This window comes from Burkholderia cepacia (assembly GCF_029962485.1).
Lineage (GTDB): Bacteria > Pseudomonadota > Gammaproteobacteria > Burkholderiales > Burkholderiaceae > Burkholderia.
Genome location: NZ_CP073637.1, coordinates 1,790,953 through 1,808,073, shown reverse-complemented (window position 1 = coordinate 1,808,073; position 17,121 = coordinate 1,790,953). Strand labels below are relative to the sequence as shown.

4 protein-coding genes are annotated in these 17,121 nt (G+C 71.2%); all 4 read right to left on the bottom strand.

Annotated elements, in window-relative coordinates; translation table 11 throughout:
• Positions 1-10: 10 nt before the first annotated feature.
• The 4 genes from KEC55_RS08330 to KEC55_RS08315 are packed head-to-tail and all read right to left on the bottom strand — an operon-like array spanning position 11 to position 17,101.
• The gene (locus KEC55_RS08330) at positions 11-1,375 is read right to left on the bottom strand and encodes a lysine N(6)-hydroxylase/L-ornithine N(5)-oxygenase family protein (protein WP_282504925.1); all 1,365 of its coding nucleotides are present in this window, start codon (positions 1,373-1,375) and stop codon (positions 11-13) included.
• Positions 1,376-1,407: 32 nt separating this feature from the next.
• Entirely contained in the window at positions 1,408-2,451 is a 1,044-nt protein-coding gene (locus tag KEC55_RS08325) for a GNAT family N-acetyltransferase (RefSeq protein WP_282504923.1), read from the bottom strand.
• On the bottom strand, positions 2,441-7,426 hold the full coding sequence (locus tag KEC55_RS08320; RefSeq protein WP_282504922.1) for a non-ribosomal peptide synthetase: 4,986 nt from the start codon (positions 7,424-7,426) through the stop codon (positions 2,441-2,443). Before KEC55_RS08320 ends, KEC55_RS08325 begins: the two co-directional genes overlap by 11 nt.
• A 9-nt stretch (positions 7,427-7,435) precedes the next feature.
• Positions 7,436-17,101 carry a non-ribosomal peptide synthetase gene (locus KEC55_RS08315; RefSeq protein ID WP_282504920.1) on the bottom strand — a complete coding sequence of 3,222 codons (9,666 nt, stop codon included), beginning with the start codon at positions 17,099-17,101 and terminating at the stop codon, positions 7,436-7,438.
• Positions 17,102-17,121 lie beyond the last annotated feature (20 nt).

The window sequence follows — 17,121 nt, the reverse complement described above, 5'->3', positions numbered from 1 at the left end:
CGCGCCTTTGTCAAAGAGCGAAAGCCATCCGGCCCGCGCTCACCCCGTTTTCTTGTCTTGCCTTGGCCGCGCCTTCGTCATGGGCGGGCGCGATCCCGTCTTCGAGCGACGCGCAGATCTCGTCCGCGCGGCGCGCCAGTACCGACAACAACGTGTCGGACAATCCGTGGCTGTCTTCGCAGCAGCCTTGCAGGTAGATGCGCGGCGCGAAGGTTTCGGGCGTCGCGAGCAGGTAGTCGCGCGTGACGTCGCCGCGCGTGAGCGCATCGCCCAGGTGCGGCGCGATCCCTTCGAGCAAGGCCGAATGCGTGTCGCGGCGGTAGCCCGTCGCGAGCACGAGCGCATCGAAGCGCTCGACGCGCGTGGCGCCGCTCATCCGGTCTCGCAGCGTCAGCTCGATGCGGCCGTCGGCGGTACGCACCGCGGCCTCGATCGCGCTGTTCGCGAGCAGTGCGTGGCGCGGCGTGCCGTCGATGCGCTGCAGGTACAGCATTTCGTAGATCTGCTCGATCAGCGGCCGGTCGACCACCGCATAGTTCGTGTCGCGATAGCGGTCGAGCAGCGCGCGGCGCGCGTCGTGCGGCTGGGCATAGACGACGTCGGTGAACTCGGGGCTGAAGATCTCGTTGACGAACGGGCTGTCGTCGGCCGGCTTCAGCGCGCCGGCACGCATCACGAGGCTCGCGTCGACGTGCGGGAAGCGGCGCGCGAGGTCGATGAACACCTCGGCCGCGCTCTGCCCCGCGCCGATCACCGCAACGCGGCGGCGCTCGCCGTCGGGCGAAGCGACGAGCCGGTCGATATCGGTCAGGTACGACGACGAATGGATCACGCGGTCGCGGCCGAGCGCGGCGAACGCGTCCGGAATCGCAGGCGTGCCGCCGACGCCGACCGACAGTGCGCGCGTGACGCGCTGGCGCTCGTGGCCAGCCGCGTCGCGCGACAGCACGCGCAGCGCGTCGATCTTCGCGCCGTCGCCGCGTACCGGCTCGATCGCCAGCACGGTCTCGCTGTAGTGAACGCGGTCGTCGAACGCGTCGGCGACCCAGCTCAGGTAGTCATGGAACTCGACGCGGGTCGGATAGAAATTCTTCAGGTTGACGAATTCGTTCAGGCGGCCACGTTCGAACAGGTAGTTGATGAACGTGTAGCGGCTTTTCGGATCGCGCATCGTGACGAGATCCTTCAGAAACGAGATCTGCATCCGGCAGTCGTCGAGCAGCATCCCGCGATGCCAGCCGAATTCCGGCTGGCGTTCGACGAAGCAATGGGCGAACGTGCGCGCGCCGCTGCGCTCCGCGAGGCGCACGGCCAGCGCCAGATTCGACGGCCCGAAGCCGACGCCGATCAGGTCGAATACGGTTTCTCTCTGCATGTCTCAGCTCCCTTGTCGGTGAATCCGGCCCGTCAGACGTGACGGCCGGAGAAGAACGTCTCGCGCAGCGTGCGCATCCACAGCGGCTGCGCGTCGGCCAGCGCCAGACGGCGCTGCCGCGCGAAGCCATGCCGCGCGAGATGGTCGGCAACCCGCGCGTGGCCGGCCGGAACGGCACAGCCGACCGCTTCGGTACGCGGGTCGTCGAGAAACAGGTAATGCACGACGGACGGCAACCATCCGGCCACGCGATGCGAGCCGCGCCAGCGCGACTCGCCGACCAGCATCCGCAGCCCGCGGTCGTAGTCGCGCGCCGCGACGTGCGGCGCGAGCGCGTCTTCCTTCAGCCACACCGCCTCGAAGTACGCGAACGGTTCGCCGTCGAAGCAGCCGACGAGCGGCGTCACGTGCGGATCGGCGTCGGGGGCTGCACCCGGCGCGCCTTCCGTGCCGCGTTGCGCAGGCTGCGCGCCCGGCCAGCCTTCGTGCACGCGCGGTTCGTCGAACCAGCGCGCGAGCCGTTCGGTGTCCTCCGCCGGCTGCCATCCGCGCAACGTGAAGCGCACGCCTAGCGCCGGCAGATCGCGTGCGTAGACCTCGCCGCGCGGTGCGGGCGGCCGGCGCGGGTGACGCCGGCCGTCGGTGAGCATCGGCAGCGTCGCGCACGGCAGATGTGCGCCGACAAGCCACAGGTCGGCCTGTTGCGCCCAGCCGTCGCGCATGCAGCGGCCGCCGTCGGCGAGCACGCCGCTCGCGCGCAGCGCATCGAGCGCGACCGCCGGCCACGCGGCCGGATCGAGCCGGATCGCCGCGTGGCGTGCGCTGTCCGAAAACGCCGCGGCCAGCGCAGCCAGCAGCGCACGGCGCTGGTCGGCCGGCGCCGCGCGATGGTTGTAAGCGACGAGGCGCAGTGCGCCGTCGTCGCCGAGTTGCGCGCGCAGCAATTGCGCGCCGATGCCGTCGCCCTGCGCGACACGGATCTCCGTGCCGTCGCGCACCGCGAACAGACCGTCCGCGAACGCGAGGCGGTAGGTATCGAGCATCGTGAATCCGTCCGGACGCACTTCAGCCAGCATGGCGCGCCTCCTGTCCTGTTTCCGCTCGTGCATCGAGTCGTGCGCCGAGCGCCGCGAGCGTCGGCGACGCGAATACGTCGGCGACCGTCAGCGCGTGACCGGCACGACCGGCTGCGTCGACGAAGCGCACGACGTCGAACGACGTCGCGCCGGCTTCGAACAGGTCCGCATCGGGCTCGGGCGCGGCCGTCGCGAACGTGTCGGACCACAAGCCCGCGAGCGCGACCGCCGCATGCGACGACGGTGCGTGGCCCCGTGGTTCCGTGCTTGCATGTGCGCTGGACGCGGCGTGCGCGGCGGCACGTGCGTCCGGCACGCCGAGCGCCGCTTCCGACGCGCCGGCGAAGCGGGCAACTTCATCGTGATAGACATCGACGAGCGCATCGACGAAACCGCGATCGAGCAGTTCGTCGGCATACGAAAACGCAGCGCTCACGCGGCCGTCCGGGTGCTCGACGACGTCCAGCTCGAGCGTGAACACCACGCGATGGCGCACGTCGTCGAATTCGGCAAGCGACAGGCCGGCCCAGTCGCGCGCGGCCGCACCGGTCGGACGCAGGTAGTTGAACATCACCTGGAACAGCGGATTGGCCTGTGCGGCACGCGGTGCGCGCAGCGCGGCGACGACGTCGGCGAACGGCACGTCCGCATGCGCATACGCGGCGAGCGCCGTGTCGCGCACCTGCGCGAGCACGTCCGAGCGGCGGTCGGCCGGGTCGATCCGCGTGCGCACGACGACCGAGTTGATGAAGAGACCGAGCGCTTCGCGGGCCGCGTCGCCGGCAAGCTCACGCGTCGACGCAAGCACGCCGACCGGCTGGTCGGCCGCGCCCGTCGCGCGGAACAGCGCGGTATTGAGCGCCGCGTGCAGCAGCATCGGCAACGTGGCGTGCGCAGCCGATGCGGCGTCGCGTGCGGCGCGGATCAGGTGCGTGTCGAATTCGAACGCGATGCGGGCGGCTCGCCATTGCGGGTTAGCCGGCGCGCCCGCACGCTGCGGCAGTACGCGCGACGGCAGGTCGGCCAGCGCATCTTGCCAATACGCGACGCGGGCAGGATGGCCCGACGCCGGCAGCACCAGCGGCAGGGCCGGTTGGATGGTTTCCAGCGCCGGCATTGCGTCGCCTTGCACGCGGGCGACGTAGCGTGCGCGCACCGCGTCGAACCACAGATCGATCGATTCGCCATCCGACACGATGTGATGGATCGTCACCGACAGCACGTGGTCGTCCGCCGCGAGCCGCAGCACGCGGGCGCGCCACAGCGGCGTGTCGGCCGCGAGGTCGAACGACGTCAGTGCGTCCTCGTCGGTCAGCGCGGCGGCTCGGGCAAGCGCATCGGCTTGAGCCGACAGGTCGAGCACCGGCAGTTCGACAGAAACGTCCGCATCGATCCGCTGTCCCGGCAGCGCGCCGTCGCGTGCAACGAGTCGCGCGCGCAGCGCCGGATGCACGGCCGCGACATCCGAGAACGCCGCGCGCAGTGCATCGACGTCGAGCGGGCCGCGCACGCGCAGCGCGACCGGAATGTTGTACGCGGCGCTGTCCGGCTGCGCGCGCCACAGGAACCACTGCCCGAGCTGCGCGGGCGACAGCGGCCACACGCCATGTGCGTCGGGCCTGGCCACCGCGACGCCCGGCGCCGCGGCGCCGGCATGCACCGCGCGCGGCGCATCGGCCACCTGCAGCGCGTACTGTGCCAGCACGGGTGCCTCGAACAGCGCGCGCACCGGCACGTCGCGGCCGAGTCGTTCGGCCACGCGCGTCGCGACGCGTACGGCGGCAAGCGAATGTCCGCCGAGATCGAAGAAGTGATCGCCGCGGCCGACGCGCTCGAGGTTCAGCACGTCGCACCAGATCGCCGCGAGCGCGGCTTCGTCGCCGTCGCGCGGCGCCTCGTACGCGCGTTCGACGCGCACCGGCGCAGGCAGCCGCGCGCGGTCGACCTTGCTGTTCGCGTTGCGCGGCAGCGCGTCGAGCACGATCAGTTGTGCCGGCACCATGTAATCGGGCAGCGTGCGGCGCAGGTGCGCGTCGAGCGTCGCGGCTTCGACCGGCTGCGCGGCGGCCTGTGCATCGGCGGTCAGCTCGACATACGCGACGAGCTGCGCGAGCGCACCCTGCCCGTGCACGACCGCGCACGCTTCGCGCACGGCGTCGTGCGCGGCCAGCTGCGCTTCGATCTCGCCAAGCTCGATGCGCAGCCCGCGCAGCTTCACCTGGTGATCGACGCGGCCGATGAAATCGAATACGCCGTCCGCGCGACGGCGCACAAGGTCGCCGGTGCGGTACAGCCGCGCGCCCGGCGCACCGTACGGGTCGGGCACGAAGCGCTCGGCCGTCAGCGCCGGACGGTCGAGATAGCCGCGCGCGACGCCGACGCCCTCGCCGCCCAGATACAGTTCGCCGATCACGCCGACCGGCAGCGGATGCAGCCGCTCGTCGAGTACGTGCGCGGTGCGCGCGCCGACCAGCGTACCGATCGGCAGATACGCGGCGTCGCCGAGGGTCGCGAGATCGTCGCCGGGCCGGAACATCCACAGCGTCGGCGTGATGACCGTCTCGGTCGGGCCGTAGCCGTTGACCACGCGCACGTTCGGCAGCGCGCGGCGCAGCATCGCGAACGCTTCGCGCGACGTCGCCTCGCCGCCGACGGTCAGCGAACGCAGCGTCGGCGGTGCGCCGTGCGCGAGCGCCCATTCGGCGAGTTGTGCGGCGCATCCGGGCGGCACGTAGGTCATCGTCACGCCGTCGCGGACCATCATCGCGCAGGTCTGCGCGGGCGGCCACAGCACGTCGGCCGTCACCGACACGGCGGCGCCCGACATGTACTGCGAAAACCAGCCTTCGTGCGCACCGTCGAAGTTGACCGACTGGAACAGCAGGAACACGTCGTCCTCGCCCGCGCCGTAGCGTTCGGCGATCGCCGCGCAATGCAGCGCGAACGACGCATGGTCGACGATCACGCCCTTCGGCTTGCCGGTCGAGCCCGATGTGTAGATCGCGTAGGCCGCGTGGCCCGGCAGCACGTCCGGCAGCGCGACGTGCGCGGCTTCGTCGAGTGCATCGACTTCATCGGCACGCCACACGCGCAGCGCCGGCAGCTCGGGCAGCGACGCGGCACTCTTGCCGTCGGTCAGCACGTGCGCGATGTTCGCGTCGCCGACGATCTGCGCGAGCCGTTCGCGCGGATGCGCGGGATCGAGCGGCACGAACGCGGCGCCCGACTTCAGCACCGCGATCAGCGCAACGAGCAGGTCGACCGAGCGTCGAAGTGCGACGCCAACGCGCATCTCGGGCCGTACGCCGGCCGCGACCAGATGGCGCGCCAGGCGCGCCGCACGCGCGTCGACCTCACCGCGCGTCAGCGCGCGGTCGATATCGGCGACGCCGCGTGCGTCGGGCCGCGCCTGCGCATGCGAAGCGATGCGTGCATGCACGGGGACGAAGGGTTCGGCGTCGGCCGCCCCTGCCGGTGCGTTCCACGCAAAGAGCTGCGCGCGTTCGTCGGCCGGCAGCCAGTCGAGATCGCCGACCGGCATGTCGGGGCGTGCAAGCGCATCGCCGAGCAGCGTGACGAAGCGCGCGGCCAGACGCGTGATTGCGTCGGCATCGAACAAATCGAGCGCATAGATGAATGCCGCATCGAACGTGCCGTCGGGCGTCGCCTCGACGGACAGCGTCAAATCGAATTTCGCGGACGGCGTGCCGGACGGCAGCAACGCCGCCGCCGCCGCGCCGAGCGCCGGCAGCGCACGGCGTTCGCCATACGCGGCCATCACCTGGAACAGCGGATGGTGGCTCGCGCTGCGCGGCACGCCGAGCGCATCGACCACCTGTTCGAACGGCACATCCTGATGCATCTGCGCGTCGACGAGTGCGCGCTGCGTGCGCGCGACCAGCGACGAGAAATCGCCGTGCGCGGGCACGTCGACGTCGATCGCCAGCGTATTGACGAAGAAGCCGATCAGGCCGGCAACTTCCGCGCGCTCGCGATTTGCGGCCGGCACGCCGACGCAGATCCGTGCGTCGCCGGTCGCGCGTGCCAGCAGCGCATCGAGCGCGGCGAGCAGCACGGCGAACGGCGTCGCGCCGGATGCAGCGGCAAAGGCACGCAGTTGCGCGCCGACGCGCGCGTCGAACGAAAACACATGACGCGCACCGCGCGCGCTGCGGCGCGCCGGCCTTGCGGTCGCGCCCGGCAGCGTCAGCACGCCGCGCTGTGGATCGAGCCGTTCGCGCCAGAACGCGAGCTGGCGATCGCGCTCGCCGGCATCGAGCCAGCGGCGCTGCCACAGTGCGTAGTCGGCGTACTGGATCGGCAGCGGCGCGAGCGGCACCGGCCGGTCGGACGCATACGCACGATAGAACGCCGCGAGCTCTTCCAGCATCACGCCCGACGACCAGCCATCCGACACGATGTGATGCACGGTCAACGCGAGCCAGTGATGCGTCGCGTCGAAGCGCACCAGGTGCGCACGCACGAGCGGCGCCGCGCCGAGATCGAACGGCTCGGCTTCGTCGGCCGTCGCGACGGCTTCCGCGCGCGCCACGCGCTGTGCGTCCGACAGCGCTTCGAGATCGGTTTCGCGCCACGGGCAGCGCAGCGGTGCGTGGATCGTTTGCGCGACACCGTCCTGCGCTTCGTCGAAGGTCGTGCGCAGGGCTTCATGACGGGCGATCAGCGCATCGCATGCGAGCCGCAGCGCGTGCGCGTCGAGCGGGCCCGTCAGCGCCAGGCGTTCGGTGATGTGATACGCGTCGGGCGCATCGATCAGCCGCGCGTGCAGCCATAGCCGCGTCTGCGCGAACGACGCCGGCACGCGTTCGCTGCGCGGCGTGCGCGGCGGGATCGGCAGCACGCGGAAGTCGATGCCGGCCGCGCCGAGCTTGTCGATGAAGACCGCACGCTGCGCGTCGGGCAGTTGCGCGAAACGCGTCGCGAGCGCGAGCCAGTCGGGTTGAACCTTCGTCATCCGTCGTCCTTATTGGGTTTCCAGTTCGCCGAGCAGCGCATCGATCGCGCTAGCTGCATCGGTCTCGCCGCGTGCCGCGCAGGCCGCGTCGATCGCTTCCGCGCAGCGCGCCAGCGTGCGCGTGTCGAACAGCGTGCGCAGCGGCAGCGCGAGCCCCCAATGCAGGTTGGCTTGCGCATGGGCCTGCGTCGCGAGCAGCGAGTGACCGCCGAGCAGGAAGAAATCGCCGTCGCGGCAGATCGCGTCCACGTGCAGCACGCGCTGCCAGATCTCCGCAAGCGCGCGCTCGGTATCGGTCGCGAGTTCGACGGCTTCGGCCGTTGCGCGCACCGGCGCCGGCAGCGCATGACGGTCGCACTTGCCGTTCGGCGTGACGGGCAACGCGTCGAGCTCGATCAGTTGCGACGGCACCATGTACGCCGGCAGTTGCGCGCGCAGTGCATCGAGCAGCGCCGCGCGATCGAGCGGGCCGGCGTCGCCACGGGCGACGTAGCCGATCAGTTGCTCGTCGCGCACGATCACGACCGCATCGTTCACGCCAGGCGCCGCGCGCAGCAGTGCTTCGATTTCACCCGGCTCGATCCGCTGGCCGCGCAGCTTCACCTGCGTGTCGACGCGGCCGAGGTAGTCGAGCGCGCCGTCGGCGCGCCGGCGCGCGAGGTCGCCGGTGCGGTACATGCGCGCGCCCGGCACGAACGGATCGGGCACGAAACGATCGGCGGTCAGCGCCGGACGGCCGAGATAGCCGCGCGCCAGGCCCGCGCCCGCGAGATACAGTTCGCCGGTCGCGCCGGCCGGCACCGGCTGCCAGGCCGCATCGAGCACGTGCAGTTGCAGGTTCGCGATCGGATGACCGATCGGCACCGCGACCGCGTGCGCGTCGTCAGGGCCGCAGGTCCAGTGCGACACGTCGATCGCGGCTTCGGTCGGCCCGTACAGGTTCACGAGCGTTGCATTCGGCAGCAGCCGCGCCATCTTCGCGACGAGTTCGGGTGCGAGCGCCTCGCCGCTCGCGACGATCAGGCGCACGGTGTCGCATTGCGCGGCGGCCGAGAAGTCGTCGAGATGCGCGGCGAACGCGGCCAGCATCGACGGCACGAAATGCAGCACCGTCACGCCGTGCGCGTGGATCGCGGCCGCGAGACGCGCCGGGTCGCGATGGTCGCCGGGCGCGGCGATCGCGAGCTTCGCGCCGATCGCCAGCGGCCACACGAATTCCCAGACCGACACGTCGAAGCCGAACGGCGTCTTGTGCAGCACGACGTCGTCGCGCGTCAGCCGGTATGCGTGCTGCATCCACGCGATCCGGTTCGCCAGTGCGCCGTGCGTGTTGCCGGCGCCCTTCGGCTTGCCGGTCGAGCCGGACGTATAGATCAGGTAGGCGAGCCGTGCGTCGTCGATCGTCACGGCTTCGCCTGCGGGCAGATCGTTGACTTCATCCGCGAGCAGGTCCGCCACCGTCAGCAACTGCGTGTCGGCGCCCTCGCCCAGCGCGGCCTCGACCTGCTCGCGCAGATGGGCCTGCGTGATCGCGACGGCCGGCCGCGCGTCGCGCAGCAGGTAGGCGATGCGCTCGGCCGGATAGTCGGGATCTACCGGCAGGTACGCGGCGCCGGCCTTCAGCACTCCGACGAGCGCCATCACCATGTCGAACGAACGCTCGACGCACAGCGCGACAGGCGTGTCGGGCTGCACGCCACGCCGGCGCAGCGCGGCCGCGATGCGCGTCGTCGCTGCATCGAGTTCGCGATAGGTCGCGCGATGCACGCCGCCGTGTACGTCCGCGTATTCGAGTGCGATCGCGTCGGGCGTCTCCCGTGCCGCGTCGGCGAATTGCAGGTGCAGCGGCTGACGTTGCGACGCCGGCCATGCGTGCGCCGTATCCTGGGCGAGCGCAAGCGCGTCGCGGGTTACGTCGTCGGCAATCGACAGCGTACCGAGCAACGCGTCCGGCGTACGGGCCAGTGCATCGAGCGCACAGGCAAATGCACGGTGCCAGGTCTCGACCTGCCGCGCATCGACGCGTGCGGTGTCGTAACCGTAGTCGATCGTCAGTTCCGCACCGCTCTCGATCACGAGCGTCAGCGCGAAATCGGTCGACTCGATGCTGCGTACGCCGCTCAATGCCAGCGCACGCGGATCGGCGTCGCGCGCCGTGTCGTCGACCGGGTAGTTCTCGAACACGACCAGCGTATCGAATAGTGCGCCGCCCGCACCGCGCGCCCAGCGCTGGATGTCGGCAAGCGGCGTGTGGGCATGCTCGGCGGCGGCCGCGTTCTCGCGCTGCAGCGTCTGCAGCCAGTCGGCCGCGCGTTGCTGCGGCGCCGGTGCGGTGATGACCGGCAGCGTGTTGATGAACAGGCCGAGCACCGAGTCGACGTCCGCGAGTGCGTCGGGACGGCCCGCGACGGTCGCGCCGAACGCGACGGCCGGCTGGTGCGTCATCCGCTGCAGCGCGAGCGCCCATGCGCCCTGCACCAGCGTGTTGACGGTCAGCTTCAGCGTACGAGCCGTCTGCGCGACACGCGTCATCGTGTCCGCATCGAACGTCGCGCGCCACGTGACCATCTCGGCATCCGCCCGATCGGCCGTTCGTTCCGCGATCAGCGTCGGTGCATCCAGGCGGGCAAGACGCTCGATCCAGAAACGTTCGTCGGCGTCGCGGTCGCGCGTGCCGAGCCATGCGATGAAGTCGCGGTAGCGCAACGCCGGACGGCTCGCGAACGGCGACACGGCGTCCGGGGCGCGATAGTCGCGCAGCACGTCGGCGAGCAGGCGTGCGGTGCTCCAGCCGTCAAGCAGGACGTGATGACGCGTCCACACGACGCGCCATGCGTCGGCCGACACGCGGATCAACGTGAGCCGCATCAGCGGCGGCTCGCGCCAGTCGAAGCCGCGCGCGCGGTCGGCGGCGAGCCAGGCGTCGAAATCGGCGTCGAGCGTGTCGCCGCGCTCGCGCCAGTCGAGCTGCTCGACCGGCATCCGCGCGTGACGGTGCACGCACTGCAGCGGCGCTGCTTCGTCCGGCATCACGCTCGTGCGCAGGATGTCGTGACGTGCAACGGACGCGTCGAACGCGGCCGCGAGCCGGCCGGCGTCAAGCGCGGTCGCGGTTGCGACGAGCTGGTTCACGTAGCTCGCGTGGCCCGGCGCGAACAGCGCATGGAACAGGATGCCCTGCTGCATCGGCGACAGCGGATACACGTCGTCGATCGCGCGCCAGTCGAGCGGCGTGCGCTCGATCGCGGCCTGCGTGAGACCGGCGGCCTGTGCCAGCGGGAAATCGCCCGGCGTCGCACCGGCGCCGCGGTGTGCAATGCGCGACGCGCACGCTTCAACGAGTTCGCGCAGCGCCGACGCGAAGCGTTCGGCGAACGCGTCGATCGTCGCGCGCTCGAATTGCGGCGCGCCGTAGACCCAGTGCACCTTCAGCGTGCGCGCGCCGTCGCGGTCCGTATCGAGGTACGCGTGGATCGCGAGCGTATTGCCGAGCGGGCCTTGCGGATCGCGTTCGACGCCGGTGCCGCCGAAGCGCGGCACGAGCGTGGCGTCGCGCGGCGCGTCGAACTGGCCGAGATAGTTGAACGTGACGTGCGGGCGCGGCACGGCGGCCAGCGCCGCGCGGGTCGCCGCATCGCCGTAGTGTGCGAGCACGCCGAAGCCGAGCCCCTTGTGCGGCACCGCGCGCAGCGTGTCCTTGACGGCGCACAACGTATCGCGCGCTGTCGCCGCGACCGGCAGCGTCACCGGGTAATGGCTCGTCAACCAGCCGATCGTACGGCTCGCGTCCGCGTCGTTGAACAGCGCTTCGCGGCCATGCCCTTCCAGCTCGACGCGGCACGATGCGGCGTTGCGAGCGCCGGCCAGTGCCAGCGCGAGCGCCGCGCCCAGCAGTTCGATCGTCTGCGTGCGGTAGGCGGCATGCGCATCGGTCAGCGCCGCGCGGGTCAATGCCGCGTCGATCGTCTGCACGACGACGGACGCATCGGCGTTCGTCGCCGCTGCGCCGGGATGATCAGGTACGACGTCGTCGCCCTGCGCCATGCCGGCCCAGTACGCGGCTTCGGTTGCGAACGGCGATCCCGGTTCCGTCGCGGCACGCGCGAGCCGTGCGGCCCATGCGTCGGCACGCAGGCCCGGCTGCGACAAGCGGATCGGCGAACGGTCGCAAGCGGCGCGGTAGGCCGTGTCGAGGTCGTCGAGCAGGATGCGCCACGACACGCCGTCGACGACCGCGTGGTGGATCGCGAGATAAAGCTGCGTCGAGCCGTCCGGCAGCCGTGCCGCACACGCGCAGGCAAGCGGCCCGCGGCCGAGGTCGAGACGGCGCTGCAGCGCGTCGAAGCGTGCGAGTGCGTCGGCTTCGTCGTGGGCAGCGACTTCGACGAACGGCAGCGCATCGTACGGCTTCGCGGCATCGCTCGCGTGCCACGTGCCGTCCGCGCCGCGCGCGAAGCGCTGGCGGAATGCGTCGTGATGCGTCAGCAGTGCGTCGAAGGCGTGCGCGAATGCATCGGCATCGAACGAACCGCGCGCGTCGAATGCAACCGACTGGTTCCAGTGACCCCGATGCGGGATATCGAGCGCGAAGAAGCGTTGCTGTGCGGGCGTCAGGATCGGCGCGGCAGCCGGCGTCGCGGCTGCCGTTGCGGCCACGCTCGCAGGCGGCACGGCGGTGGCCGTGTCATCCGTCTTCGCGATGCGCGCGAGTTCGGCGACTGTCGGGCCGTCGAACAACTGCTTCGGCGTGAAGCGCACGCCACGCTTGCGCGCGCGGGCGATCACCTGCAGCACGAGGATCGAATCGCCGCCGAGTTCGAAGAAGTTGTCGTCACGGCCGACGTGCGGCGCCTTCAGCACGGCCTGCCAGACTTCGGCAAGCACGGTTTCGACCGCGCCCTGCGGTGCGTCGCCGGACGCGACCGCAACCGGCGCGGCAGCCAGTTCGCGCAATGCCGCGCGATCGATCTTGCCGTTCGCCGTCACCGGCAAGCGAGCCAGCGCGACGAACTGCGCAGGCACCATGTAGTCGGGGAGCTTCTCGGCAAGCGCCGCCCGCACGGCGGCCTCGTCGAAGTTTGCGCCGTCGCGCATCACGACGAACGTCGCGAGCCGCAGGCGGCCGTCGTGTTCGATGGCAAGCGTTTCGGCCTGCGCGATCGGGCCGGCTGCGCGCACCGCCGCACTCACCTCACCCGGTTCGACGCGGTAGCCGCGGATCTTCACCTGGTCGTCGATGCGGCCGAGGAAGGCGAGACGGCCGTCCGCGCGCAACCGCACGCGGTCGCCCGTGCGATACAGCCGCGCACCGCGCGCGAACGGATCGGGGACGAAGCGCTCGGCGGTTTGCGCCGGGCGGCCGAGATAGCCGCGCGCGACGCCCGGCCCGCCCAGATACAGCTCGCCCGTCGACCCGGCTGGCACGCACGCGCCGAACGCGTCGAGCACCAGCGCGCGCGCATTCGGCAGCGGCTGGCCGAGCGGCACGCCGCTCGCGGGATCGCGTGCATCGGCGGCAATCGACGCCGTGTCGCAGGCGATCGCACCGACCGTCGCTTCGGTCGGCCCGTAATGGTTGATCACGCGGCAGGCCGGTGCGAGCGCGGCCAGGCGCGCGACGAGTGCCCACGTGAGCGTTTCGCCGCCCGTCACGAGCGCATGGCGCGGCAGCACGTCGGCCGGCACGCGCGCGTCGAGCAGCGCCTGCAAATGACTCGGCACGATCTTCAGCACGCCGACTTCCCGGCGGCGCATTTCGTCGGCGAACAGGTCCGGATCGAACGCGCAGGCGGCCGGCAGCAAGTGCAGCGTGCGGCCCGCGCACAGCGCGCCGAACAGCGTCGTGTGGCCGAGGTCGGCCGCGACGGTCGAGACCATCGCGAACGATGCGTCGGGTGCGAACGCGAGTTCGTCGAGCATCCCCTGAACGTAGTCGGCCAGTGCGCCGTGCGATACGACGACGCCCTTCGGCGTGCCGGTCGAGCCCGACGTATAGATCAGGTACGCGCCCTGTTCCGGGTGCGGCGCGACACGCACGCCGGCCGCATGGGCGAGCGTCGCATCTTGCGCGAGCGTGTCGACGTCGAGCGGCTGCGTGTCGATACCGGCCGGCCACGCGGCCGTGTCCGCGACGAGCGCCCAGCGTGCGCCGCAGTCGGCCGCCGCGGCACCGAGACGTGCGGCCGGCTGCGCGGGATCGAGCAGCACGGCGAGCGCGCCGGCCTTCAGCGCCCCAAGCAGGCCGACGACGAAACGCGCCGACCGTTCGATGCAGACGATCACGGCCGCTTCGGCCGCCACGCCGCGCTGCGTCAGTGCGCGTGCGACGCGGTTCGTCGCGTCGTCGAGTTCGGCGAACGTCAGCGACGTCGATGCGTCGGAAAGCGCGACGCGATGCGGGTAGGAAGCCGCCTGCCGCGCGAACGCGGCGACGATGTCGGCATGCTCGATGCGCAGCGCGCGTCCGTCGCGCGGCTGGCGCGATGCGGCCGATGCGTCGCACGGCAGCGTGGCCGTCGTGTGTTGCGGATCGTGCGCGGCTGCGCCGACGAGCGCCGCATAGCTGTCGAGCCATGCACGTGCGGTGTCGGCGTCGATGCAGTCGGTTGCATATGCCGCGACCAGTTCGATGCCGTTCGCATCGTCGGTGAAATCCAGTGCGAAGTCGAAGCGCGCGGCGAGATCGGGGCCCGGCGTTGCAACGGCCGTTGCACCCGGCAGCACGCTGTCGTGCCGCGCGTCGAACTGCTGCGCGAACTTCACGCGCAGCCATTCGTCGCCGCGCTTGACCGGCGGCTTCACCGCATCGACGACGCGCTCGAACGGCACGTCCTGGTGTGCGACCGCGTCGAGCGCCGCCGTACGCGACGCGTCGACGAGCGCGCGGAACGGCAACGTGGGCGCCACTTGCACGCGCAGCGCGACCGTATTCAGGAACAGACCCAGCAGCGCACGCGTTTCGGGATGCTGACGATGCGCGACCGGAACCGCGACGACGACATCCGTTGCGCCGGTCAGGCGCGACAGCCACGCGTCGAGCGCGGCCAGCAGCACCGTGAAGACGGTGGCCTGTGCATCGCGTGCGAGTTGCCGCACATCGGCCGCCACCGCGTCGGGCAGACGCATCGACACGCGTGCGCCCTGCAGCGTGCGCACGGCGCCCGGCTGGCGATCGACCGGCAGCGCGAGCGGGCCCGGCACGTCGCGCAATGCGCCGCGCCAGTAGTCGAGCTGGCGTGCGCCCTCGCCGCCGGCCAGCATGTCGCGCTGCCAGTCGGCGTAGTCGGCGTACTGGATCGGCAGATCGGGCAGTGACGGTTCGCGGCCCTCGGCATACGCGCGGTACGCGGCCGACAGTTCGTCGAACGCGCAGCGCGAGCTCCAGCCGTCGGTGATGGCGTGATGCGCGGTCAGCAGCAGGCGATGACGGTCGTCGGCGAGCGCGACGAGCGTTGCGCGCAGCAGCGGGCCGCGCACCAGGTCGAACGGTTCGGCCGCGTCGCGCTCGGCGAGGCGCGTGGCTTGCGCGTCGCGGGCAGCGGGCGGCTGGTCTCGCAGGTCGATATCGGCGATCGACACCGGCAGATGCGCATGAATCCGCTGCATCACGACGCCGTCGTCGTTGTCGACGAGCGTCGTGCGCCACGCTTCGTGACGCCCGATCACGTGATCGAGCGCGCGCTGCAGTGCGTCGCGGTCGAGTGCGCCGTCGATCGTCCACTGCGCGGCGATGTGATACGCGGCGCTCGCGTCACGCGTTTGCGCGAGCACCCAGAAGCGTTGCTGCGCAAGCGAGGCCGCACGGTCGACATGCGGTGCGGCCGATACAGCCGCATCGGCCGGTGCGCGGCGTGCGGAAATCGTGGCCAGCGGCTCGCCGGTCTCGCGTTCCGCACCATCGACCTGCTCGGCCAGTTCGGCCAGCGCCGGATCGGCGAACAACGTGTCGAGCCGCAGGTTCACGCGCACGGTCGCCCGGATCGCGGCCTGCAGCTGCATGACCGCGAGCGAATCAGCCCCCAGCGCGAAGAACCGGTCGTCTCGCGACGGGACGACGTCGAGGCCCAGCAGCGTTTGCCAGAGACCGGCGATCTGCTGTTCGGTCGGCGTACGCGGCGCATCGCCGGTACCTTGCGTCGTGTCGCGGGCAGCGGCAATCCGTTCGCGCAGCGCGGCACGGTCGATCTTGCCGTTCAACGTATACGGCAACGCATCGCAGCGTACGAACCGGTGCGGTTGCCACGCAGCCGGCAATTGCGCCGCCACGTGCGCCTTCAGCGCCGCATCGTCGGCCGCCGCGCGCAGTGCGACGCATGCGATCAGCCGCGTCGGCCCGTTGCCGGTTTCGGCAACCACGGCCGCGTCGGCCACGGCCGGATGCGAACGCAGGCATGCGGCGATTTCCGCGGGCTCCACGCGCACGCCGCGCACCTGAACCTGATCGTCGAGGCGGCCGAGGTAGTCGAATGCACCATCGTCGCGCAGCCGTGCAAGGTCGCCAGTGTGATAGACGCGCGCGCCGGGTTCGCCATCCGCATCGGGAGTGAAACGTTCGGCCGTCAAGGCCGGGCGGCCGTGATAACCGCGCGCGACGCAGTCGCCGCCGAGCAGCAACTCACCTACGCCATCGGCCTCGGCGCCGTCGACACGCGCGACGCGCGGGCCGATCACGCGGCCGATCGGCAACGATGCATACGCGTCGTCCGCGGCCAGCACGGGCGTCTCGCCCGGTTCGACCGGCCACAGCATCGGCGAGATCACGGCCTCGGTCGGCCCGTAGCCGTTGATCAGTCGTACCAACGGAAACGTGCCGCGCACGAATTCGAATGCCTGTTGGGGCAGTGCCTCACCGCCGAATGCGAGCACGCGCAGCGCTGGCGGCACGCCGTCGCGCGCGGCGACGGCCGCGAATTCGCGCAGGTAGGCAGGCGGGAACGCGGCGACGTTGACCGACTCGCGCACGAGCAGCGCATGCGCGGCGTCCGGCGCGAACGGTTGCGGCGGCGCCACGACGATGCTGGCGCCGACGGCGAGCGGCGCGAGCCAGCATTCGTGCGCGGCATCGAAATTGACCGACGCGAAATGCAGCAGACGGTCGCCGGCCTCGATCGGCAGCGCGGCCGCGAGCGCGGCGCAATGTGCCGCAAGCGGCCCGTGCTCGACGACCACCGCCTTCGGCGTGCCGGTCGAGCCCGACGTATAGATCATGTAAGCGGCCGAACGCGGATGGACCGGCACCGCTTCGTCGTCGGCGCCGGGAGCCGGCCCGTCCACGGCTTCGGTTGCGGGGTCAAACGCGTGTTCGAACGGCGTGCCGAGCGCTGCACGGCCGGCGGCATCGACGATGCCGTGGCGCAGTTGCGCATCCTGGACGATCCAGTCGAGGCGCGCGGCCGGATGGCGCGGATCGAGCGGCACGAACACGCCGCCCGCTTTCAATACGGCCAGCAGCGCGACGAACAGTTCGCACGAACGCTCGACACACACGCCGACCCGCACTTCCGCGCCGACGCCGGCTGCGCGCAGCCGCCGGGCCAGGTGCGACGCTCGCGCGTCGAGTGCGCCACGCGACAGGCGCAGGTCATGCTGGAAAGGGACCGCGATGGCGGGTGCGTCGGGCGCGATGCGCGCCAGTTCGCGGATTCGGTGATGCAGCGCAGTCGGGAAACTCGTCATGTGCGTGAAGTCCTTCGGTC